This is a genomic window from Mycobacterium sp. ACS4331 (assembly GCF_001667265.1).
GTDB lineage: Bacteria > Actinomycetota > Actinomycetes > Mycobacteriales > Mycobacteriaceae > Mycobacterium.
Window position 1 is genome coordinate 1 of sequence record NZ_LZHW01000017.1, and the last position, 22,005, is coordinate 22,005.

22 protein-coding genes are annotated in these 22,005 nt (G+C 67.4%); 6 read left to right on the forward strand and 16 right to left on the reverse strand.

The features are described from left to right. Nucleotides 1–106: 106 nt before the first annotated feature. Nucleotides 107–991, reverse strand: a complete 885-nt coding sequence (locus tag A5727_RS05610; protein ID WP_068245919.1) for a type IV toxin-antitoxin system AbiEi family antitoxin — start codon at nt 989–991, stop codon at nt 107–109. Between the two features lie 184 nt (nt 992–1,175). On the opposite strand from A5727_RS05610, the gene A5727_RS05615 reads away from it, so the two are divergent. Then, complete coding sequence (locus tag A5727_RS05615) at nt 1,176–1,706, forward strand: RNA polymerase sigma factor (protein ID WP_068245922.1); 531 nt, start codon at nt 1,176–1,178, stop codon at nt 1,704–1,706. Next, nucleotides 1,703–2,968, forward strand: a complete 1,266-nt coding sequence (locus A5727_RS05620) for a VOC family protein (RefSeq protein ID WP_068245925.1) — start codon at nt 1,703–1,705, stop codon at nt 2,966–2,968. Before A5727_RS05615 ends, A5727_RS05620 begins: the two co-directional genes overlap by 4 nt. A gap of 112 nt (nt 2,969–3,080) precedes the next feature. Here the strand turns inward: A5727_RS05620 and A5727_RS05625 are convergent, their stop codons facing one another. Together A5727_RS05625 and A5727_RS05630 are read right to left on the reverse strand one after the other, a co-directional pair. After that, complete coding sequence (locus A5727_RS05625) at nt 3,081–4,262, reverse strand: NAD(P)/FAD-dependent oxidoreductase (RefSeq protein ID WP_068245928.1); 1,182 nt, start codon at nt 4,260–4,262, stop codon at nt 3,081–3,083. A 49-nt stretch (nt 4,263–4,311) separates the two neighbouring features. Next, a complete protein-coding gene (locus A5727_RS05630) occupies nt 4,312–4,764 on the reverse strand; it encodes an Rv2324 family transcriptional regulator (protein WP_068245930.1) in 453 nt (150 codons plus the stop codon). A 124-nt stretch (nt 4,765–4,888) separates the two neighbouring features. On the opposite strand from A5727_RS05630, the gene ddaH reads away from it, so the two are divergent. Next, nucleotides 4,889–5,749 (forward strand): dimethylargininase, encoded by an 861-nt coding sequence (ddaH, locus tag A5727_RS05635; RefSeq protein WP_068245933.1) that lies wholly within the window; start codon nt 4,889–4,891, stop codon nt 5,747–5,749. Then, nucleotides 5,746–7,023: an ornithine--oxo-acid transaminase gene (rocD, locus tag A5727_RS05640; protein WP_502687659.1), complete on the forward strand. Its 1,278-nt coding sequence runs from the start codon at nt 5,746–5,748 to the stop codon at nt 7,021–7,023. Before ddaH ends, rocD begins: the two co-directional genes overlap by 4 nt. Before the next feature lie 52 nt (nt 7,024–7,075). Here rocD and A5727_RS05645 read toward each other — a convergent pair whose 3' ends face one another. The 10 genes from A5727_RS05645 to A5727_RS05690 form a co-directional block, all read right to left on the reverse strand. Beyond that, complete coding sequence (locus A5727_RS05645; protein WP_068245937.1) at nt 7,076–7,924, reverse strand: mycofactocin-coupled SDR family oxidoreductase; 849 nt, start codon at nt 7,922–7,924, stop codon at nt 7,076–7,078. Nucleotides 7,925–7,994: 70 nt separating this feature from the next. Then, nucleotides 7,995–9,239: an arginine deiminase gene (locus A5727_RS05650; RefSeq protein ID WP_068245940.1), complete on the reverse strand. Its 1,245-nt coding sequence runs from the start codon at nt 9,237–9,239 to the stop codon at nt 7,995–7,997. 12 nt (nt 9,240–9,251) lie between these two features. Then, on the reverse strand, nt 9,252–10,706 hold the full coding sequence (locus A5727_RS05655) for a basic amino acid/polyamine antiporter (RefSeq protein WP_068245943.1): 1,455 nt from the start codon (nt 10,704–10,706) through the stop codon (nt 9,252–9,254). Beyond that, nucleotides 10,703–12,190, reverse strand: a complete 1,488-nt coding sequence (nhaC, locus tag A5727_RS05660; RefSeq protein ID WP_068245947.1) for a Na+/H+ antiporter NhaC — start codon at nt 12,188–12,190, stop codon at nt 10,703–10,705. Before nhaC ends, A5727_RS05655 begins: the two co-directional genes overlap by 4 nt. A gap of 112 nt (nt 12,191–12,302) precedes the next feature. Beyond that, nucleotides 12,303–13,142, reverse strand: a complete 840-nt coding sequence (locus A5727_RS05665) for an SHOCT domain-containing protein (protein WP_068245950.1) — start codon at nt 13,140–13,142, stop codon at nt 12,303–12,305. Between the two features lie 202 nt (nt 13,143–13,344). Beyond that, nucleotides 13,345–14,535, reverse strand: coding sequence for an elongation factor Tu (gene tuf, locus A5727_RS05670; RefSeq protein WP_068245955.1), 1,191 nt, complete (start codon nt 14,533–14,535; stop codon nt 13,345–13,347). Between the two features lie 88 nt (nt 14,536–14,623). Continuing rightward, nucleotides 14,624–16,726: an elongation factor G gene (gene fusA / locus A5727_RS05675; protein ID WP_068245958.1), complete on the reverse strand. Its 2,103-nt coding sequence runs from the start codon at nt 16,724–16,726 to the stop codon at nt 14,624–14,626. Nucleotides 16,727–16,804: 78 nt separating this feature from the next. Then, on the reverse strand, nt 16,805–17,275 hold the full coding sequence (gene rpsG / locus A5727_RS05680) for a 30S ribosomal protein S7 (RefSeq protein WP_068245961.1): 471 nt from the start codon (nt 17,273–17,275) through the stop codon (nt 16,805–16,807). Beyond that, nucleotides 17,275–17,649 (reverse strand): 30S ribosomal protein S12, encoded by a 375-nt coding sequence (gene rpsL / locus A5727_RS05685; RefSeq protein ID WP_068245964.1) that lies wholly within the window; start codon nt 17,647–17,649, stop codon nt 17,275–17,277. Before rpsL ends, rpsG begins: the two co-directional genes overlap by 1 nt. 277 nt (nt 17,650–17,926) lie before the next feature. Beyond that, on the reverse strand, nt 17,927–18,553 hold the full coding sequence (locus A5727_RS05690; RefSeq protein WP_068245967.1) for a TetR/AcrR family transcriptional regulator: 627 nt from the start codon (nt 18,551–18,553) through the stop codon (nt 17,927–17,929). Nucleotides 18,554–18,725: 172 nt separating this feature from the next. Between A5727_RS05690 and A5727_RS05695 the strand changes: the two genes are divergently transcribed. Together A5727_RS05695 and A5727_RS05700 are read left to right on the forward strand one after the other, a co-directional pair. Then, a complete protein-coding gene (locus tag A5727_RS05695; protein WP_068245970.1) occupies nt 18,726–19,103 on the forward strand; it encodes a DUF3060 domain-containing protein in 378 nt (125 codons plus the stop codon). A 5-nt stretch (nt 19,104–19,108) separates the two neighbouring features. After that, entirely contained in the window at nt 19,109–19,504 is a 396-nt protein-coding gene (locus tag A5727_RS05700; RefSeq protein ID WP_068245974.1) for a DUF3060 domain-containing protein, read from the forward strand. An 11-nt stretch (nt 19,505–19,515) separates the two neighbouring features. On the opposite strand, the gene A5727_RS05705 is transcribed toward A5727_RS05700, so the two are convergent. The 3 genes from A5727_RS05705 to A5727_RS05715 are packed head-to-tail and all read right to left on the reverse strand — an operon-like array spanning nt 19,516 to nt 21,966. Then, nucleotides 19,516–20,283 (reverse strand): crotonase/enoyl-CoA hydratase family protein, encoded by a 768-nt coding sequence (locus A5727_RS05705; protein ID WP_068245977.1) that lies wholly within the window; start codon nt 20,281–20,283, stop codon nt 19,516–19,518. Further along, nucleotides 20,280–21,017, reverse strand: coding sequence for a PaaX family transcriptional regulator C-terminal domain-containing protein (locus tag A5727_RS05710; protein WP_231991964.1), 738 nt, complete (start codon nt 21,015–21,017; stop codon nt 20,280–20,282). The genes A5727_RS05705 and A5727_RS05710 overlap by 4 nt, the downstream gene beginning before the upstream one ends. 1 nt (nt 21,018) lies before the next feature. Then, complete coding sequence (locus A5727_RS05715; RefSeq protein WP_286150026.1) at nt 21,019–21,966, reverse strand: crotonase/enoyl-CoA hydratase family protein; 948 nt, start codon at nt 21,964–21,966, stop codon at nt 21,019–21,021. Nucleotides 21,967–22,005 lie beyond the last annotated feature (39 nt).

Consider the following 22,005-nt stretch of genomic DNA (forward strand, 5'->3'; position numbering starts at 1 on the left):
CCCACTTCCCGCGAGCTCCCCCCACTTCCCGCGAGCTCCCCCCACTTCCCGCGAGCGTGCATGTCTCCGCTCGACACGCCGCGTCAGGACCGTGTTCTGCGCACGCTCACGCCGCCGAAGCCTCCAATGCGGCGGCAATGCGGTGCACCGTCGCGTCCGGGGTCCGCCGCACATCGACATCGACCAGGGACACCAGCGTCCACTTCATCTCCTCCAGCGCGGCCCGTTTTCGGCGATCACGGCGGAACGCCTCTGGGTTGCTGTGCCACGCGAACCCGTCGTACTCCACCGCCACCTTCTGCGCGGGCCAGGCGAAATCCAGGCGCCACAGGTTCCCGTGAAAGTCAACGATCTCGTATTGGAGAACGGGGGCGGGCAGCCCTCTGTCATGCATGATGAGGCGGGATTCGCTCTCCATTGCGGACTCGGCCAGGGGTGAGGCCAGCTCCAACAGTTTGCGCACGTTGACGATCCGCCGCCGGCCCGCCTGCAGTTGCGCGGCACGCAGCAGATCGGCGCGGTCGCATGTGCTGCTGCGCAGCGCGGCGTCCAGCGTGGCCAGCGCTCGTGGACGGCGCAGTGATCGCGCGACCTCGATCGCCGTCCATGCCGGCGCGGTGGCAAGTCTGCCGTCGACCGTCGCCAGCGGCGCACCCTCACGCCGATGCACCACGAGCCCGTCACTGGAGCGCAGCTGATGGCCCAACGGAGTGAGAACGTGCAGATCCCGCGTCTCCTCGGTGTCGAAACCGTATGCCGCAGAGGCGGTTCCGAGACAGATCGGCACGGGTTCACCTGCGCGCAGATCCAGGCCGGCCAGCCGAATGTGGTTGTCGACCTCGCCTCGCGCATACACTCCCGTCCACACCGGCACGAACAGTCCGGAGGCCACACCCGACTCGAACCGCGCTCGGCCGACGACGGCCTTCAGCTGACCTGTCTGGGCTACACCACCCTGCGATGCGAACAGTCGATCAAGTGCCTCATCCATGTGAGGAGGCTGCAGTCGCGACATCGGTCGCGGTATTCAGCCTGATCGGGTCTGTGGACAACTCCACGAGCGTGCGCGGAACACGGTCTGAGCGCGGCGTGTCCGCCGGAGACACGCACGCTCGCGAGGAGAAAGTCCGAGAAAGGGGCGTCGGAGTTCTGTCCTCAGCGGCGACGATAAGGATGTGAGCGCCGAATCGGATCAGACGGACGCTCCACGGCGACTGCTTGCGCTCTACGACGAGGCCCTGCCCACGGTCTACGGGTACTTCGTCCGGCGCTGCGGCGACCGTGGGACGTGCGAAGACCTGACGTCGGAGACCTTCCTGGCGGCCATGGACGCCGCACGCAGGAAGGATCCGCCCCCGATCGGCCTGCCCTGGCTGATGGGTGTGGCGCGACACAAACTGGCCGACCACTATCGCCGCGGCCTGGACCGGTTCACCACACCGGTGTCCGATCCGCCGGAACAGCCGGCCACGGACCACTGGGACGCCGAACTCGACCGCATCGTGGCCGAGAGCGTCCTGGCACGACTGTCCGAGCCGCATCGCGCTGTGCTGGCGCTGCGGTATCTGGACGACCGCTCGGTGCCCGAGTGCGCCGATGCGCTCGGACGCACCGTGCACGCCACCGAGGCCCTCCTGGTCCGCGCCAGGCGCGCCTTCCGGGCGCAGTACCCCGAAGTCCAGCACCCGGAAGGAGGAGCGTCATGACTCACGACCCGCTGAGCGTGCTGCGCGACGGCGACGTTCCGGTCCGACCGGACCCGGAGTTCGCGGCGCGCCTGCGCAGGCGTCTGGAGTCGGCCCTGTCCCTGCCCCACGGAACCGAAGGAGTCACCATGAGCGGCACCGCATCTGCACTCGAAGACCTCACGACAGACCACACCCTGCCCCGCCCCGCGGTCCTGCCCTACCTGACCGTTTCCGACGCGCGTGCGGCGCTGCGCTGGTACGCCGACGTGCTGGGCGCCTCGGTCGTCTCCGAACCCGTGGTCATGGCCGACGGCCGCATCGGCCACGCCGAACTCGCCCTGGCCGGCGGGACGCTGTACCTGGCCGACGAGTACCCCGAGATCGGGCTGCGCGCGCCCGCGCCGGGCGCGGTGTCGGTGAGCCTGATGCTGCCGGTCGACGACACGGACGCCGCACTGCGCCGGGCTCGTGACCACGGCGGGCGCGTCGAACGCGAACCCTATGAGGACCACGGATCGCGCAGCGCGAGCATCGTCGACCCGTTCGGCCATCGCTGGATGCTGACGGGGCCGTTGACCGGTGCCACCACGACCATCAAGCACGGCGACGTCGGGTACGTGGCGGTGTGGACGCCCGACGCCACGCGCGCCGCCGCGTTCTACGGCCACGTCCTGGGCTGGACGTACGACCCTGCGACGCACCAGATCACCAACACGACAGCACCCATCGGGATCTTCGAAGCGCCCGAGCGCCACACGCTGTTCTGCTGCTACGCCGTCACCGACCTCGACGGCACGCGCGAGTCGATCCAGGCGGGCGGCGGCACCGTCGGCACCGTGCGGGAGTTCGACTTCGGCACGGTCCTGGACGCGACCGATCCGCAGGGCGCGCCGTTCGCGGTGTTCGTGCCCGCGCCGACGACTCCCCGGCCCGAACTGAACGGTGCTGGGCCAGGCGAACTCTCGTACATCACCTACGAGGTCGCCGATTCGGCGGCATTCCGGGCGTTCTTCTCCCGCGTGCTGTTCTGGACCTATCAGCCCGGCCGCATCGAGGACGGCTGGCAGGTCGACGGCACCCACCCCATGGCCGGCATCTCGGGCGGCCACCCGCAGGCCGTGACGGTGCCGATGTGGACCGTCGCCGACATCGACGCCGCGGTCACGCGGGTCCGCGAGGCCGGGGGCTCCGTGCTGCAGGAACCCAGCCGTCAGCCCTACGGCCGGATGGCGGAGTGCACCGACGACCAGGGCGGCCGGTTCTACCTCGGCGAGTTCTGAATCTCCCACCCGCGAGCGTGCGCAGATCACGGGCTGAGCGCGGCGTGTCGGCCGGCGACACGCACGCTCGCGGGGGGATCAGCCCACGCGGGGGATCAGCCTTCGCGGGGGATCAGCCCAGGACGTCGGAGATCGGTGCGCCCGCGGCGATCTTGGCCCGCACCTTCATGACCTTGCCGGGCATGCCGCCGCCGACCACACCGGCCACCACGCCGTCGCGTTCGTAGTAGGCCAGGAACTTACGGCCGTCGTCCTCGACGATGTGGACGATGTCGTCGGCCTCGGGCTCGCCGAGACACTGGATCTTGACGTCGTACTGATCGCTCCAGAAGTAGGGCACGACGACGGCCTCGGACGGCTCCCTGCCCAGCAGCGCCGGCACCAGAACGCGCGCCTGCTCGGCGACGTTGCTCCAATGCTCCACGCGGGCTTGATGTCCCGTGGCGTCCTTCCACGACGCGACGTCACCGAGCGCCCACACGTGGGGGGCGCTGGTGCGTCCGACGTTGTCGCACACGATGCCGTTGTCGATGTCGATGCCGCTGCCCTCGAGCCAGTCGGTGGCCGGCCGCGAACCGATGCCCACCACCACGAGATCGGCGTCGACCTCGGTGCCGTCCGTCAGGGTCACCCGCTGCACCGCGGCATCGCCGGCCACACCGGAGACTCCGACACCCGTGCGCACGTCCACACCCTCGGCGCGGTGCAGCCGGCTCACCAGGGCGCCGATCTGAGCGCCGAGCACCGACGCAAGCGGTTCGGGCTGGGGCTCCACGAGCACGGCCTCGACGCCCAGTTTGCGCAGGCTGGCCGCGACCTCGCAGCCGATGAATCCGGCGCCGATGATCACCGCGCGGCGGGCCGACGCGGCCTGCTCGCGCAACTTGCGGCTCTCGTCGTAATTGCGCAGCACATGGATGCCCTCAAGATCGGGGAACGACGGGATCCGCTTGGGCACCAGGCCAGTTGCGACGATGAGCTCGTCGTACTCGAGCGTGCTGCCGTCGGCCAGCGTCACGGTCTTGGCGGCGGTGTCGACGGCCGTGGCCGCCGAGCCCAACCGCAGCGTGATGTTGTTCTCGTCGTAGAACTCGCGCGGCTTCAGCAGGACGGCGTCGAGATCGTGGTCGTCGGCGTGCAACGCGTCCTTCGACAGCGGCGGCCGGTCGTAGGGCAGATGCACCTCGTCACTGACGATGGTGATCTCACCGGCGAACTCCGCGCGACGCAACTGCTCGGCTGTCCGCGACGCGGCCAGGCCCCCGCCCACGATGACGATCTTCTCGGTGCTCACGAGGACTGTTCTTACACGATGGACGCGCTCTCGGGGACGCCACCCCTTGTCACTGCGACCAGCGTGCCCTGTCGATGATGTTGGACAACACCACGATGCTCTCGCTGCGTTCGATGTCGGCGCTGGAGCGGATGCGCTCCAGCGCGGTCTCCAGGTGGCGCATGTCGCGGGCCAGCACGTGCAGGATCGCGTCGGACGTGCCGGTCACTGTCGCGGCGCTGACCACCTCCGGGATGTCCACCCAGGCACGGCGCAGCTGGTCGGGCGCGATGGTGCCGTGACAGTAGACCTGGACGTAGGCCTCGGTGGTCCAGCCCAGCGCATTGCGGTCGATTACGGTGGTGAAGCCACGGATGACGCCCGCCTCGAGCATGCGGTCCACCCGGCGTTTGACGGCCGGCGCGGACAGGTTGACGCGCTCGCCGATCTCGGCGTAGGTGGCCCGGGCGTGCTCGGCGAGCTCGGTGAGGATCTGCTCGTCGGTCTCGTCCAGACGGTCCACAGGAATCGACTCCCCCATCGTGCGCAACAGATCGCGTCCATACGCCCATTTGCACAACAGATCATACGCCTACGCGCAATATCCGTTGATTGATTGCATCATTTGCCGTCAATACCATCGATTCATGACGGTTTCCGACGCCTGCCCCGCCGCGATCGCCGCCCACGCCGAGCCCACGACCGTCCGCACCGCGCGCGTGCGGCGCTACGCCATGACCCCGCCGACCCATTTCGCGGTGGAGTACGCCATCAACCCCTGGATGGACACCAGCACCCCGGTCGACACCGGGCTCGCCCTCAGACAGTGGGACTCCCTGCGACAGATCTACCTCGACCTCGGACACTCGGTGGAACTCGTCGATCCCCTGCCCGGGCTTCCCGACATGGTCTATGCGGCCAACGGCGGACTCATCGTGGGCGACCGCGCGGTGGTCGCCCGCTTCAAGTTCGCCCAGCGCGCGGATGAGGCGCGTGCCTACGCCGACTGGATGACGGCCCGCGGATATCCACCCGTGAGCACCCAACACATCAACGAGGGCCAAGGCGATCTGCTGGTGGTCGGCTCGATCATTCTGGCGGGCACCGGCTTTCGCACCGACGAGGCCGCCCACGCCGAGATCGCGACCGCCTTCGGACTGCCGGTGGTCACCCTGGAACTGGTCGACCCGCGGTTCTATCACCTCGACACCGCGCTGGCGGTGCTCGACGACACCACCGTCGCCTACTACCCGCCCGCCTTCACGCCACCGTCCCGTGCGCGCCTGCTGGAGCTGTTCCCCACGGCGATCGAGGTCGCCACGCCCGACGCCTACGCACTGGGTCTCAACGCCGTCTCCGATGGGCGGCACGTCGTACATCCCGCCGCGGCGACCGGGTTCGCCGCTCAGCTGCGCGACGCGGGTTTCGAGCCCATCGGCGTGGATCTGTCGGAGCTGCTCAAGGGCGGCGGATCGGTGAAATGCTGCACGTTGGAGGTGTATTCGTGACCATCCTGGATGACGTGACGGAGACGGCGGACACTGGGCCCAGCGCCGCCACCCGTGCTGCGATCGACGTGGAGGCGCGCCACACCGCGCACAACTACTCCCCGCTGCCGGTCGTGGCCTCCTCGGCCGAAGGCGCCTGGATCACCGACATCGACGGCCACCGCCACCTCGACTGCCTGGCTGCGTATTCCGCGGTGAACTTCGGCCACCGCCACCCGCGGATCGTGGCCGCCGCGCACGCCCAGCTCGACGCCGTGACGCTGGTCAGCCGCGCCTTCCACTCCGACCGTCTGGGTCCCTTCTGCGCTTCGCTGGCCCAGCTGTGCGGCAAGGATCTGGTGCTGCCGATGAACAGCGGCGCCGAGGCCGTCGAGAGCGGCCTCAAGGTGGCCCGCAAGTGGGGGGCGGACATCAAGGGCGTGCCCGTCGACGCCGCCAACATCGTGGTGGCACGGAACAACTTCCACGGCCGGACCATCAGCATCGTCAGCTTCTCGTCCGACCCGCTGGCCCGCGGTGGCTTCGGCCCGTTCACCCCTGGATTCCGGACCGTGCCGTTCGGCGACGCCGACGCCGTCGCGGCCGCAGTCGACGACGACACCGTCGCGGTGCTGCTCGAGCCCATCCAGGGTGAGGCCGGGATCATCGTCCCGCCCGCGGACTTCCTGCCTCGCGTCCGCCGGATCTGCACCGAGCGCAACGTGCTGCTGATCGCCGACGAGATCCAGTCCGGACTGGCACGCACCGGGCGCACGTTCGCATGTGACCACTGGGATGTGGTGCCCGATATGTACCTGCTGGGCAAGGCTTTGGGCGGCGGTGTGATCCCGCTGTCGGCGGTGGTGGCCGACGCCGACGTGCTCGGGGTGCTGCACCCCGGCGAGCACGGGTCCACCTTCGGTGGCAATCCCCTGGCCGCGGCGATCGGATCCACCGTCGTCGAGATGCTGGCGACCGGCGAATTCCAGGCCCGCTCGGCCGAACTCGGCGCCCACCTGCACACGCGCCTGCGCGCGCTGATCGGCCATGGCGTGCACGACGTTCGCGGCCTGGGCCTGTGGGCCGGGGTCGACATCGACCCCGTTCTGGGTACGGGTAAGCAGATCAGCCTCGCGCTGGCCGCGCGCCGAGTGCTGGTCAAGGACACCCACGGTTCCACGCTGAGGTTCGCACCACCGATTGTCATCACCGAGGACGAGATCGACTGGGCGGTCGAGCAGTTCGCGGCCACGCTGGCCGATGCCGCAGTGCAGCAACCGAATCGAGCGGTCTAGGCGCCACGCTCATCCGGCATAAAACCGGGTGCCGGCGCTGTCGGCCTGAGCCTCAGTGCTTCATCACGCCGCGGTCCACGGCGATCTGCGACCCGGAGATGGACATCGACGTGTCACCGGCCAGCCAGGCCACCACGTCGGCGACCTCCTCGGGCGACATGAACTCCTGCAGACCCTTCTTACCATCGCGCGCAACGGGTTTGAACGGCATCGGGGCGAAGCTGTGCAGGAACTGGGGGTACTTGCCGAAGATCTCGGCCATGGCCTCGGGTTCGATCATGGGCGTGTCGATCGAGTACGGGTGGATCGAGTTGACCCGGATGCCGAACTCGCCGGCCTCGATGGCCAGCGCGTTGGTCAGCGCCACCAGGCCGTGCTTCGACGCCGCATAGTGCGCGTTGCCTGGGGTGGCCTTGAGCCCCGCCGAGGAGCTGACCACGATGATCGACCCGCCGTTGCCCGCCTCGATCATCGCCGGCAGTGCGGCCCGCAGCGTGCGCCACGTCCCGTTGAGGTTGACGTCGACCACGGTGTCCCACTGCTCTTCGGACATCTCCCAGATCCGGCCCCAACTCAGGATGCCCGCGTTGGCGACGACGATGTCGAGGCGGCCGAACTGCTCGATGCCGTCGGCGACGAGGAGCTGCTGTGCGGCGAGGTCACGGATGTCCACCTCGCGCGCCAGCACCTTGCGGCCCGCGGCCTCGACGAGGCGCACAGTCTCGGCGAGGTCCTCCGAGGTCGGCATCGGGTAGGTCACGGTGTCGGACACGGGCCCGCAGATGTCGAGGGCGATGATGTCGGCGCCCTCGGCGGCCAGCCGGACGGCATGCGCCCGGCCCTGACCGCGGGCCGCCCCGGTCACCAGGGCCACCCGTCCCAGCAGCGGTTCCGTGGGCATTCGGTGGTCCTTTCCTCGACGACTCGCGAGCCCAGGTTAGCAGCCGAACTGGAACGTGTTCCAAGCTCTGTCAGGACACTGGATCGCGGGTGATCGGGCAGGTCATGCAGTGCCCGCCACCGCGGCCGCGGCCCAGCTCGGCACCCACGATCGTGATCACCTCGACGCCGGCCCTGCGCAGCAGCGAGTTGGTGTGGGTGTTGCGGTCGTAGGCGAAGACCACCCCCGGTTCGACGGCCACCAGGTTGTTGCCGCTGTCCCACTGCTGCCGTTCGGAGTCGTACTTGGTGCCGCCGGTCTCCACCACGCGCAGCTCCGGGAGGCCCAGGGCCGCGGCCACGACCTCCACGAACGGCTTGTTCTCCTCGATGACCGCGACACCGGGTTCGGCGTCGTCGGGCACCAGGGTGAACGGCGCGATGTTGTCGACGATCTCGGGGTACACCGTCACCACATCCCGGTCGGCGAAGGTGAACACCGTGTCGAGGTGCATCGCCGCCCGCAGTTTCGGCATACCGGCCACAATCACCTTCTCGGCGACGTTGTTGGCGAACAGTTCGGTGGCCACCTGCGTGATGGCCTGGCGCGAGGTCCGCTCGCTCATTCCGATCAGCACCACTCCGTTGCCCGGGATCAGGACGTCGCCGCCCTCGAAAGTCGCCAGCCCCCAGGACTTCTCGGGGTCTCCCCACCAGACCGTGGAACCGACGAAGTCCGGGTGGAACTCGTAGATCGCCTTCATCAGCAGGGTCTCGTCGTGCCGCGCGGGCCAGAACAGCGGGTTCAACGTCAGGCCGCCGTAGATCCAGCACGTGGTGTCACGCGTGTAGAGCGTGTTCGGCAGTGGCGGCATGAGGTATTCGGTGACCCCGGTGTCCTCGCGGGCCAACGCGCGGTATCCGCGGCCGAGGTCGGGGGGAAGGTCCCGCGTGGACATCCCGCCGATGAGGAAATCGGTGAGGCGCCGCGGCACGAGTTCGTCGAGGAACGCCCGGGTTTCGTCGACCAGGCCCAACCCGACTTCGTTGGGCACGATCTTGCGGTCCAGAAGCCAGTCCCTGGCCTCGGGCATCTCCATGGTCTCGGTCAGCAGGTCGTGCAGTTCGACGACCTCGACACCGCGGTCGCGCATCTTGTCCATGAAGTCGAAGTGGTCACGCCTGGCGTTCTGCACCCACAGGACGTCGTCGAACAGCAGGGCGTCACAGTTCGTCGGGGTCAGTCGCTCATGCGCCAGCCCCGGTGAGCACACCAGGACCTTGCGCAGGGTGCCGACTTCGGAGTGGACACCGTAGGTGTCGGACGGTCTGCTCATACGTCGTCCTCTCTAGATCTGGATGGAACCGGACACAAGGCCGTACACCCCGGCGATCGCACCGGCGACGATCACCAGGAACAGCAGCAGTTCAACCGGACGGAACACCCGCAGCCCGCGCTGCCTGCGGGCCATCCAATACAGCAGCGCGCCAGGCGCATAGAGGATGCAGGACAACAGCAGATGGTCCAGACCGGCCGCATACACGAGGAACAGCGTGTAGAAGGTCGCAATCGCGGCGATGATCATGTCCGGCACAAGTGAGCGCCGGTCGTCATACGTCTCGCGGGTGATGGTCAGCTTCAACGCATAGCCGGCGGCCAGCAGATACGGGATCAACGCCAGCGCCGCGGTCAGGTCCAGCATGAAATCGAGGGCGTTGTCGGAGAACAACAGCAGGAGCAGCAGCAGCTGCACCAGTCCGCCCGCCATGATGAGTGCGTTGACGGGTGCGCCGTTGGCGTTCTCGCGCGCCAGGAAACGGGGCATGTCGTCGGATTTGGCGGGAATGTAGAGGATCTCAGCGGCCATCAGCGTCCAGGCCAGATAGGCGCCCAGCACCGACAGGATGACACCGAGCCGGATCAGCACGGAACCCCAGGGGCCGACGACGGACTCCAACACCGATGCCATCGACGGTTGCGGCGTCTCGGCCAACTCCGACTGCGACATCACGCCGTACGACGACAGGGTCACCAGCATGAACACCGAGAGCACCGCCAGGAAGCCGATCACCGTGGCACGACCCACGTCGGCGCGCTTGCGGGCGAACCGGGAGTAGACGCTCGCGCCCTCGATGCCGAGGAACACGAAAACCGTGATCAGCATCGTGCCCTTGGCCTGCTCGAAGAGCGAGGCCCAGGAGTAGTCTCCGTCTCCGCCCCAGAAGTTTCCGGTGAAGACGTCGGCTTTGAACGCGATGCCGACGATCAGGATGAACATCAGGATCGGGACGACCTTGGCCCAGGTCGCGATCCGGTTGATGATCGCGGCCTCCTTGACCCCGCGCAGGATCAGGTAGAAGAACAGCCACACCCCGATCGAGGAGATCACCACCGCGATCACGGTGGAACCGTCGCCGAGGGCCGGGAACAGCGCCGGGAACAGCGAACCCAGCGTGGCCATGATGAGCACCCAGTAGGAGGTGTTGCCCGCACATGCCGACGCCCAGAATCCGAACGCCGAGTTGAATCCCACATAGTCGCCGAAACCCGCCTTGGCGTAGGCGAAGATGCCGGCGTCCAGGTCGGGCTTGCGTGAGGCCAAGCGCTGGAAGACGAACGCCAGCATCAGCATTCCGGCGCCGGCGATGGTCCAGGCGATCAGCGCGCCGGCCACCCCGGCCTCGGTGGCGAAGCGGCGGGGCAGAAGGAAGACGCCGGATCCGATCATCGATCCGACCACCATGGCGGTCAGTGTCGGCAGGCTGACCTTGTTGTCGGTGTGCTGCTTCTCGGTGGTGCTCATGACGCCCCTTCCGAATCGGGATCAGGCTGTGCGGCAATGACTCTGAATCCGGTGAACCCGTACAGCACGCTGAGCGCCGGGCTGAAGATGTTGAAGAACGCAAACGGCAGATACGCCAGCGTGGAGACCCCCAGCACCGCACTCATGAACGCGCCGCAGGAGTTCCACGGGACCAGCGGTGAGGTCACGGTCGCACTGTCGGCGGCAAGCCGGGACAGATTCTGCGGCGCCAGACCGCGATTGGCGAACTCAGCGCGGAACATCCGGCTCGGCAGCACCAGGGCGATGTACTGGTCCCCCGCCACCACGTTGAGGCCGAAGCCGAAGCCGAACACCGTCAGGTAGAGCCTGCCGCGGCCCTTCGCCTTCGCGATCGCGGGCAGCACGATGCGATCGATCAGCCCCAACTCCTCCAGCAGCGCGCCGAAGGTCACGGCCGCGATGATGAGCCAGATGGTCAGCAGCATGCTGTCCATGCCGCCGCGGGACAGCAGACTGTCGATCTCCCCGATGCCCGAGTTCATGCTGAACCCATTGGCCATGGTGGTCCAGACCGCCTGCACCGAGCCGACGACAACGTCTGCGCTGCCACCGATCTCCCGCACGAAGCCCTCGACGACCTCGCGCTGCAGCAGCACTGCCTGCACTCCGGCGAACAGGCTGGCGGCGAGCAGCGCCAACGACGCCGGGACCTTGCGGATCGAGAGCACCGCCAACAACACCAGCGGCAGCAGGTTCAGCGGGGTGATCCAGAAGATATCCCCGAGCTTGGCCAGCTCGACCTGATCGCTGACCGTGTTGTGTACGGGTGGGCCCGCCACCCCGAGCAGCGTGAAGCACAGTGCGGCAGCGATGAACGCCGGCACGCAGGTCCAGGCCTGGGCGCGGATGTGGGTGTAGAGGTCGACGCCCACCAGCTGAGAGGTCAGGATTGTGGTCTCCGACAGCGGCGAGAGCTTGTCGCCGAGGTAGGCACCGGAGATCACCGCGCCCGCGGTGATGGCCGTCGACACCCCCAGCACTCCCGCGATGCCCACGAGTCCCACCCCGATGGTGGCCGAGGTGGTCCAGGAGCTGCCGATCGACAGTGCCACCACCCCGCAGATGCAGGCCGCGGCGACGTAGAAGAATCCCGGCGACAGGGCCTGGATTCCGTAGTACACCAGCGTCGGGATGGTTCCTGACAGGTTCCACGTGCCGATCAGGGCGCCGACCGCAAGCAGGATGAACAACGCACTGGTGATCGATGACAGGGCGCCCTGACCGGCCTCCTGCACCGCGGTCCAGGCGTGCCCGTTCTTCATGCCGATCAACGCCGCCACGGCGCAGCACATGACCAGCGCGACCTGGATCGGCCCGTCGAGGGCACGCATACCGAAAAGTGCGAGCGCCGAGGCGATCAGAACCGCGAGGACGACCAACGGGATCAGCGCGTCGAGCAGCGACGGGGACTTCAACGACCGCACGTCCTGATCGCCCGACACGTCGAACCCCCTGCCCCCAGGCCGAAAACCAGCCGTGCGGGACGCTATCAGCATCCGGGCGCCCGCGCGCGTTATTGACCTCCAGGTCAGTTCAGTGAATCGCTTCCGCCACTCACAGATCGGCGAGTATCTGCTGGCGTTTTTCGGTGTACTCGTCCTGCGTGATCGCGCCCGTGGCGCGCAGGGTCTCGAGCTGCTGCAGTCGTTCGGCGGTCGACGGCGACGGGGGCGCCATCACCGGCGGGGCGGCCAGGGGTGCTCCCGCCGGCGTTGCCTCCGGGGCGGCCTGAGGTGGCGCGACGGCTCCGCGGACGATCGCCATCACCTGCTGGCGCACGCCAGGATGGGAACGGATGTCGATGGTCGAGGTCATCGGGATTCCGTTGTCCTTCAGGATCCGCAGAATGTCCATCAGCGGAGCGGCCTGCCCCGAGAGATCGTAGGTGCGGCCGTCCTCGTCGAGGGTGAACTGTGCGGGCACCACACCGCTCACCAAAGCGCTTCGGTTCCAGTCGATCTGGAGATTCTGCGTCCCGGGTTCGACCAGAACGACGAGGTGGCGCGATGTCAGCATCGGCAGCCGGCCGATGGATCCGATCACCCTGTCCTCGGCGGTGAAGGGCGCCAGCCCGGGCGCCTCCACCTGCAGGGTCAGCTTCACGAGCGGTTGATCGTTGATGCGCGTACCGGTTTCGGTCATACCGACGATCCGCGCCAGCGCCAGGATGCCGTGCTGTTCGAGCAGGCTCGCCTTGGCCGCGGCGTTGGCACCGTAGTTGGCCAGCCACAGCGCGGCCAGCACATCGAGTGCGGTCACGACCAGACCGGTCCAGAACATCCACTTCAGCAGCGGATCTGCGCCGAGGGCGAAGTACACCACGAGGAAGATCGGGCCCACCAGACCACCGCACAGCAGCACCGTGACCTGCGCCTTGAGATAACGCACCAGCATTCGCGGACATCCTTCCCCCGATGGATCTCGCGCAAGAGTAACGCAGGCGTGAATGCAGAAGTCCCCCATTTCCCGATGGTAAATGGGGGACTTCTGTCAGATCAGATTCCGCAGGCGGAACCTACTTAGATGATCCCGTAGGCGGAGCCTACTTAGATGATCCCGTAGGCGGAGCCTACTTAGATGATCCCGTAGGCGGAGCCTACTTGATGATCTTGGTGACCCGGCCGGCGCCGACGGTGCGGCCACCCTCGCGGATCGCGAAGCGCAGACCCTCGTCCATGGCGACGGGCTGGATCAGCTTCACGGAGATGTCGGTGTTGTCACCGGGCATCACCATCTCGGTGCCCTCCGGCAGCGTCACAACACCGGTCACGTCGGTGGTGCGGAAGTAGAACTGCGGACGGTAGTTGTTGAAGAACGGCGTGTGGCGGCCGCCCTCGTCCTTGGACAGGATGTAGACGCTGCCCTCGAACTCGGTGTGCGGGGTGGTGGTGCCGGGCTTGACGACAACCTGGCCACGCTCGACGTCCTCGCGCTTGATGCCACGAACCAGCAGACCGACGTTGTCACCGGCCTGGCCCTGATCGAGCAGCTTGCGGAACATCTCGACACCGGTGACGGTGGTCTTGGTCGTGTTGGGACGGATGCCGACGATCTCGACTTCCTCGTTCACGTTGATCACGCCACGCTCGACGCGACCGGTGACCACGGTGCCACGGCCGGTGATGGTGAAGACGTCCTCGACGGGCATCAGGAACGGCTTGTCGGTCTCGCGGACCGGATCCGGGATCGACTCGTCGACCGCGTCCATCAGATCCTCGACGGACTTGACCCACTTCGGGTCACCCTCGAGGGCCTTGAGCGCCGACACCCGGATGACCGGGGCGTCCTCGTCGAAGTCCTGGGCGGCCAGCAGTTCGCGGACCTCCATCTCGACGAGCTCGAGCAGCTCCTCGTCGTCGACCATGTCGGCCTTGTTCAGCGCGACCAGGATGTAGGGCACACCGACCTGACGACCCAGCAGCACGTGCTCACGGGTCTGCGGCATCGGGCCGTCGGTGGCGGCGACCACCAGGATCGCGCCGTCCATCTGGGCGGCACCGGTGATCATGTTCTTGATGTAGTCAGCGTGACCGGGGGCGTCGACGTGCGCGTAGTGACGCTTCTCGGTCTGGTACTCCACGTGGGAGATGTTGATCGTGATACCGCGCTGACGCTCCTCGGGCGCATTGTCGATCTGGTCGAATGCGCGCGACTCGTTCAACTCCGGGTACTTGTCGTGCAGAACCTTGGTGATTGCTGCAGTCAGCGTGGTCTTGCCGTGGTCAACGTGACCGATGGTCCCGATGTTGACGTGCGGCTTCGTCCGCTCGAACTTCGCCTTCGCCACTTCTGTGTCCTCCTGGACTAGTTGGTGCTTTGGTTAAAGCAGTGTGGATTTCTTCAGTTGTGTGGTCCGTGAAGACCAGTGGGCAGAACTACTCGCCCGTCGCCTTCGCGATGATCTCCTTCGACACGTTCGCCGGAACTTCGGCGTACGAGTCGAACACCATGGAGTAGTTGGCCCGGCCCTGGGTCTTCGACCGAAGGTCGCCGACATAGCCGAACATCTCCGACAGCGGCACCTGCGCCTTGACGACGCGCGCCCCGCTGCGCTCCTCCATGGCCTGGATCTGGCCACGGCGGGAGTTCAGGTCGCCGATCACGTCACCCATGTAGTCCTCGGGGGTGATGACCTCGACGGCCATGATCGGCTCCAGGATGACCGGTTGGGCCTGTCCCGCAGCCTTCTTCATGACCTGAGAACCGGCGATCTTGAAGGCCATCTCAGACGAGTCGACGTCGTGGTAGGCGCCGTCGAGCAGCGTGACCTTCAGGTTCACCAACGGGTAGCCGGCCAACACGCCGTACTGCATGGCGTCCTGGCAGCCCGCATCCACCGAGGGGATGTACTCGCGCGGGATACGGCCGCCGGTGACCTTGTTCTCGAACTCGTAGGTCGCACCATCCTCGCCGACGAACGGCTCGAGGTTGATGAGCACCTTCGCGAACTGACCCGAGCCACCCGTCTGCTTCTTGTGGGTGAACTCGACGTTCTGGACTGCGCGCTTGATCGTCTCGCGGTAGGCCACCTGCGGCTTGCCGACGTTGGCCTCGACCTTGAACTCGCGGCGCATGCGGTCCACCAGGATGTCCAGGTGCAGCTCGCCCATACCGCCGATGACGGTCTGGCCGGTCTCCTGATCCAGGTGCACCTTGAAGGTCGGATCCTCTTCGGCGAGCTTCTGGATCGCCGTGCCGAGCTTCTCCTGGTCGCTCTTGGTCTTGGGCTCGATGGCCACCTGGATCACCGGATCCGGGAAGGTCATCGACTCGAGCACGATCTGCTGGCTGGAGTCGCACAGCGTGTCACCGGTGGTGGTGTCCTTCAGACCGATCACGGCGTAGATGTGACCAGCGGAGGCCCGCTCGACCGGGTTCTCCTTGTTGGCGTGCATCTGGAACAGCTTGCCCAGGCGCTCTTTCTTGCCCTTGGTCGAGTTGACGACCTGCGAGCCGGACTCGACGGTGCCCGAGTACACGCGCACGTAGGTCAGCTTGCCGAAGAACGGGTGCACCGCAATCTTGAACGCCAGCGCCGAGAAGGGCTCGTCGACCGACGGCCTGCGGGTGATGACCTCGTCCTCCTTGCCGGGCACGTGGCCCTGCACGGACTCGACGTCCAGCGGCGACGGCAGGTAGTCGATGACGGCGTCGAGCATGGGCTGAACGCCCTTGTTCTTGAACGCGCTGCCACACAGCACCGGGTACAGATCGCTGGCCACGGTCAGCTTGCGGATCGCGCCCTTGATCTCGTCGATCGTCAGCTCTTCGCCGCCGAGGTACTTCTCCAGCAGCGCCTCGTCGGTCTCGGCGACCGTTTCGATGAGCTTGGTGCGGTACTCCTCGGCCTTGTCGGCGAGATCGGCCGGGATCTCCTCGACCTCGTACTTCTCACCGAGGGCGGTCTCACCGCGCCAGACCTTGGCCTTCATCTCGACCAGGTCGATGATGCCGATGAAGTCGTTCTCGGCGCCGATCGGCAGCTGGATCACCAGCGGGGTGGCGCCCAGGCGCTCCTCGATGGTGCGCACGGTGAAGTAGAAGTCCGCGCCGAGCTTGTCCATCTTGTTGACGAAGCAGATGCGCGGCACGTCGTACTTGTCGGCCTGGCGCCACACCTGCTCGGACTGCGGTTCGACGCCTTCCTTGCCGTCGAAGACGGCGACCGCACCGTCGAGCACGCGCAGGGACCGCTCCACCTCGACGGTGAAGTCGACGTGTCCCGGGGTGTCGATGATGTTGATCTGGTTCTGGTTCCAGAAGCACGTCACGGCAGCGGACGTGATCGTGATGCCACGTTCCTGCTCCTGCTCCATCCAGTCGGTGGTGGAGGCGCCGTCGTGGGTTTCACCGATCTTGTAGTTGACACCCGTGTAGTACAGGATGCGCTCGGTGGTGGTGGTCTTGCCGGCATCGATGTGAGCCATGATGCCGATGTTGCGGACCTTGCTCAGGTCGGTGAGCACGTCTTGTGCCACGGTCGGATTCCCGTTCTTTCGCTCAGTGGTTGAGTGGTGCGCTGACGCCGGCGGCGGTTGAGGTCCGCCGGCACCGAGTCACCAGCGGTAGTGCGCGAAGGCCCGGTTCGCCTCGGCCATCTTGTGGGTGTCCTCACGCCGCTTCACGGCGGCACCCAGGCCATTGCTGGCGTCGAGGATCTCGTTGGCGAGACGCTCGACCATGGTCTTCTCGCGACGGGCCTTGGAGAAGCTCACCAGCCAGCGCAGCGCCAGCGTGGTGGAGCGATCCGGGCGAACCTCGACGGGGACCTGGTAGGTGGCACCACCGACGCGGCGGCTGCGGACCTCAAGAGCCGGCTTGACGTTGTCGAGGGCACGCTTGAGGGTGACGACCGGATCGGTGCCGGTCTTCTCGCGGGCCTGCTCCAGCGCACCATAGACAATGCGTTCAGCCAGGGATTTCTTCCCGTCCAGCAGAACCTTGTTGACCAGCTGGGTCACAAGCTGGGACCCGTACACCGGGTCGTTGACCAGCGGACGCTTCGGCGCGGGGCCCTTGCGCGGCATTAGCTCTTCTCCTTCTTGGCGCCGTAACGGCTGCGTGCCTGCTTGCGGTTCTTGACACCCTGGGTGTCGAGCGAGCCGCGGATGATCTTGTAACGCACACCCGGCAGGTCCTTCACACGACCACCGCGCACCAGCACCATCGAGTGCTCCTGCAGGTTGTGGCCCTCACCGGGGATGTACGCGGTGACCTCGACCGCGCTGGTCAGCCTGACGCGGGCGACCTTGCGAAGCGCCGAGTTCGGCTTCTTCGGGGTCGTGGTGTACACGCGGGTGCACACGCCGCGACGCTGAGGGCTGCCCTTCAGGGCCGCGGTCTTCACCTTGGCAATCTTGTCGGTGCGACCCTTGCGGACCAGCTGGTTGATGGTTGGCATGTACCGGCTTTCTGTGTTGCTTCCGTGCTTCTTGGTTACTGCTAGGTCTGTGTACTGCGGTTATACCTCGGTCACGTCCCCCGCGCCCGGGCGTGTCGCACGCGCTCACATCGAGGTGTCGATGCGAAACTTACACATGCGAATTGGCCCGGCGTGTGGGCACGCTGGCTTGGATTCAGCGCCGCGTGCACCCGCGTTGGCCAGGCACGAGCTACCACAATACCAGCAGTGAGCAGCCCGACAAAACCTGCGCGTGACCGGTCTATTCGCAGGTCAACTACTGTCGGTGCGCCAGGCCCGAAGTGAGTCGCAGGACCATATCCGAGAAGACGGCATCCGCGTCGACGTCATCCATCACACCGGTCATCTCCAACAGCACGAAACCGTGCATGGCCGACCAGAACTCGAGCGCGGCGTAGAAAGCCTCCTCGCCCTCGAGCCCGTAGGACTCCAGCACCGCGATGACCGGGGCGGCGGCATCCTTGGTGGCGGCCGAGTACTCGGGGTCGTCGCCCCCGAAGGGCATCCGGGTGAACGCCGAGTAGCGGCCCGGGTGGTGGTGGGCATAGCTGCGGTAGGCGCCGGCCATCACCATGACGGCGTCGTCACGGGTGCGGCCCTCCCCGACGGTGTTGAGCATCCCGATGATGTCGCCGACGACGCGCATGCGCACGGTGCGACGCAGATCGTCGAGGCTGTCGACGTGGTTGTAGAGCGACGGCCCCTTGGTCCCGAGGTGATTGGCCAGCGCGTTGATGGTCAGCGCGTCCCAGCCCTCCCGGTCCAGGAACGTCAGCGCCGCATTGACGATCACATCGCGGCTCAGTTTCGTCGACCGCGCCGGCGCACGCCCCCCGGCGCGCGACCGCGCACCCGTCTCGGGTGAGTCAGGTCGTGCGGCCATGGTGTTCCTTGCCTGGTGCGGTCGAGGGATGACGGTCAGCGATGAACTCTAGTTGACCGGGTCACGCGAAGGCCGATCCCGCGGTCCCTGCCCAGACCGTGTCTTGGGGACGTAGTCTTTCCCGCACAGTCTTTCCCGCAGACCGACACCACCGATTGGGAGGCACCAGAAGGTGAAGAGGACGAACGCGACGATCGGCGCGCTGGCCGCCACCGCCGTCGTGACCGCCGGCGGCGTCGCGGCGTCTCCGGCGGCGCAGGCCAAGTTCAACGACACCCACATCACCGGGGTCGGAATCGTGCAGACCGTCGACTGCCGGGACGCGACGCTGTTCGTCAACGGCGCCAACAACGTGATCACGGCCCTGGGCAGCTGCTGGGCGGTCACGATGCAGGGGTCGAGCAACACCGTCATCGCCGACAACGTCGTCAACGACATCACGGTCTACGGATTCGACCAGACCGCACTGTTCAAGACGGGCAACCCGGTGCTGGTCGACCGGGGCCGAGAACTCGGCATGACCAACCGTCTGGATCGGGTGCCCGCCTGACTCCGGTGCGCCGCCCAGTCCTGCTCGCCGCCGTCCCCGCTCTCGCATTCGGCCTGATCGGCTGCGGCTCGGACGAGCCCGCTGCCACGACCGAGTCCTCGACGGCCACCGCGCCCGCACCGACGGGGTACGGCCGCACCCTGCACTACAGCTCGTTCGGCACCAAGGCGGACATCGACTGCGGCGACCGCCGCCCATTGGACGTCTCGGGCTCGAACAACACCCTGACGGTCACGGGCACGTGCGCGTCGGTCACGGTCTCGGGCGCCGACAACCGCCTCCGGGTCACCGACGTCGCCGACTCGATCGTCGTCACGGGCCTGAACAACACGGTGGTCTACGACAACGGCGAGCCCGAGGTCACCGACAGCGGCACGGGTAACGACATCCGCCGCCCCTGACGCCGGCGCCCTCAGGCTTTCTGCCCGTGCCGGCCCGCGCCGTCGGCGAAGCGTCTGGGACCGTCGGCCAGCGACGCGGCATCCAGCTGGGACAGGCTGCCGAACTCGTTGTCCATCGCCTGCGCCTCGGTCAACCCCCACTGCCCCAGCGTCGAGAGCCGGTCGGCGCGCAGGCACTGCTGCGGCAGCGCGGCCAGTTCAGCGGCCAGCTCCTCGGCCTGCTCGCGCGCGTGTCCGGTGGGGACCACTCGGTTGGCCAGTCCGATCGCGTATGCCTCGGCCGCGTCGACCGCGCGGCCGGTCAGGATCATGTCCATCGCGCGGCTGTGCCCGATCAGCCTGGGCAGCCGTACGGTGCCGCCGTCGATGAGCGGCACCCCCCACCGCCGGCAGAAGACGCCGAAGACCGCATCCTCCTCGGCCACCCGCAGGTCGCACCACAGCGCCAGCTCCAGCCCACCGGCCACGGCGTAGCCGCTGACCGCGGCGATCACCGGCTTGGACAGCACCATGCGGGTCGGGCCCATCGGCCCCGGCCCGGTGCGGTGTGTCTGATTGGTGTCCGCGGTCCCCAAGGCCTTCAGATCCGCTCCCGCACAGAAGGTTCCACCATCGCCCCACAGCACCGCGACCGACGCGGACTCGTCGGCGTCGAACTCCTCGAAGGCCGCCACGAGTTCGGCGGCCGCGGGTCCGTTGACCGCGTTTCGGGCCTGCGGCCGGTTCATGATGACCGTGGTCACCGGGCCGTCGCGTTCGACGCGCACTCCACCGCTCATCGGTTCGCCTCCTGCAGTTGGTTGATCGGATCGCGGCGGGCGACCAGTTCGTCAGCGAAATCGGTGTAGGCGCGGCGCAGTTCGTCGGCCGGCCAGTCATCGGGCAGCAGCTGGGCCGGCAGCACCGGATCGGTCAGCAGGTGACGCACGATGGCAGCGGCCGTCACAAACCGGGCCGACCTCTCCCCCGCCTCGGCCAGCGCGGCCAGCAGGTGCCTGGCGTCGGCGGCCCACGCATCAAGGTCCCACAACTGCGCCGCCAGCGCCTCGGGGGCCGATTCCCGCACCTCGAAGACCCGCACCACTGCGCGCACCTCGTCGGGCAGGTCGGCGTCAAGGTTGTCCGGACGCAGCCAGACGCCCTCCCGCAGTTCTGCGAATCGACTGTCCTGCAACATCTTCCGCAGGGAAGACCGATCCCTGGCATCGATGCCCACCGTGGTGATCACGAGCATCACCCAAGTCCCGTCCCACGGCCGCAGCCGGGGATGCACGGCATCGTCCTGGCGGCGCTGCCGCGCCAGGAGCCGATCCGAGAGCCGATAGCCGTCGGCCGAGCGCACGAGGTCACCCGCGCTCACCATGCGCGTCAGCGCCACCCGCAGCGTCGACTCCTTGATGTCGAAATCGGCTGTCAAACGGACCAATTCGGCTGCCGAGGCCCACGCGGGGTGCGCACCGAGCAGCACCGAAAGCACGACAGAGCGGGCGGTCAGCCGCCTCAGGGGCCCCACGTCACACCCCCGAGGTGCGCCTGCCGTGGTCACCGCGCGGTTCGTCGCGGTGCCGCACGGCCTCGCGGAATCCATGCGCGGTGGCGTCGGCGACGAAGGCGTGCCCCTCCGGGGTGTGCCGGGCGATCCCGTCGAACACCGTGCTGATCATCTGCGAGGTCGCCACGCCCTGGTTCAACAGTGCGGCGTTGCAGGCCAGTTTCGCCATGATCAGCTGGTTCACCGGCATCGAGGCGATCCGCTCGACCAGACGCTCGGTGCGCTCGTCGAGGTCGTCGGGTTCGGGCGCCTCGACCGCCAGACCCCATTCCGCGGCCTGGGCGCCGGTGATGCAGTCGCCCGTGAACAGCAGGCGTTTGGCGCGCTGGTCACCGAGCCGGTGCGCCCACAGGCCCGCGGCGGGCACCCCCCAGACCCGCATCGGCGGATACCCGATCTTGGCGTCGGCCGCCGCGATCACCTGGTCGGCATGCAGTGCGATGTCGGTTCCGCCGGCGATGCAGTAACCGTGGATCTTGACCACCGTCGGCTTGTCGGCGTGCATGAGGCTCGCGAACCCGCGGACGAACCGGCTCATCATCTGGTAGTCGATCATCGGGTCCCAGGGCTGGTCCGGCCGGTGGTTGGTGGCCTGGATCCGCCCGTCGAGCACCGTGTCCCGGCGATCGCCACCGCCGCCCGCCGACGACCGGTCGGCATAGGCGCCGAGGTCGAAACCGGCGCAGAATCCCGCACCGCGGCCAGACACCAGGATCACGTGCACCCTCGGGTCGAGATCGGCGCGCTCGACCAGGGCGGCCAGCTCGACCGGGGTGTCGGCGACGATCGCGTTGCCGCGTTCGGGCCGGTTGAACGTGATGCGCGCGACCCGGTCGGTGACCTCATAGGTCATGGTGTTCAACGCATCCATGCGCCGCTCCTCCCGCCGCTGCTCGCCAGCCGCGAGCAGACACAGACTCGCATGAAACCCCTCGAATTCATGCGAGTC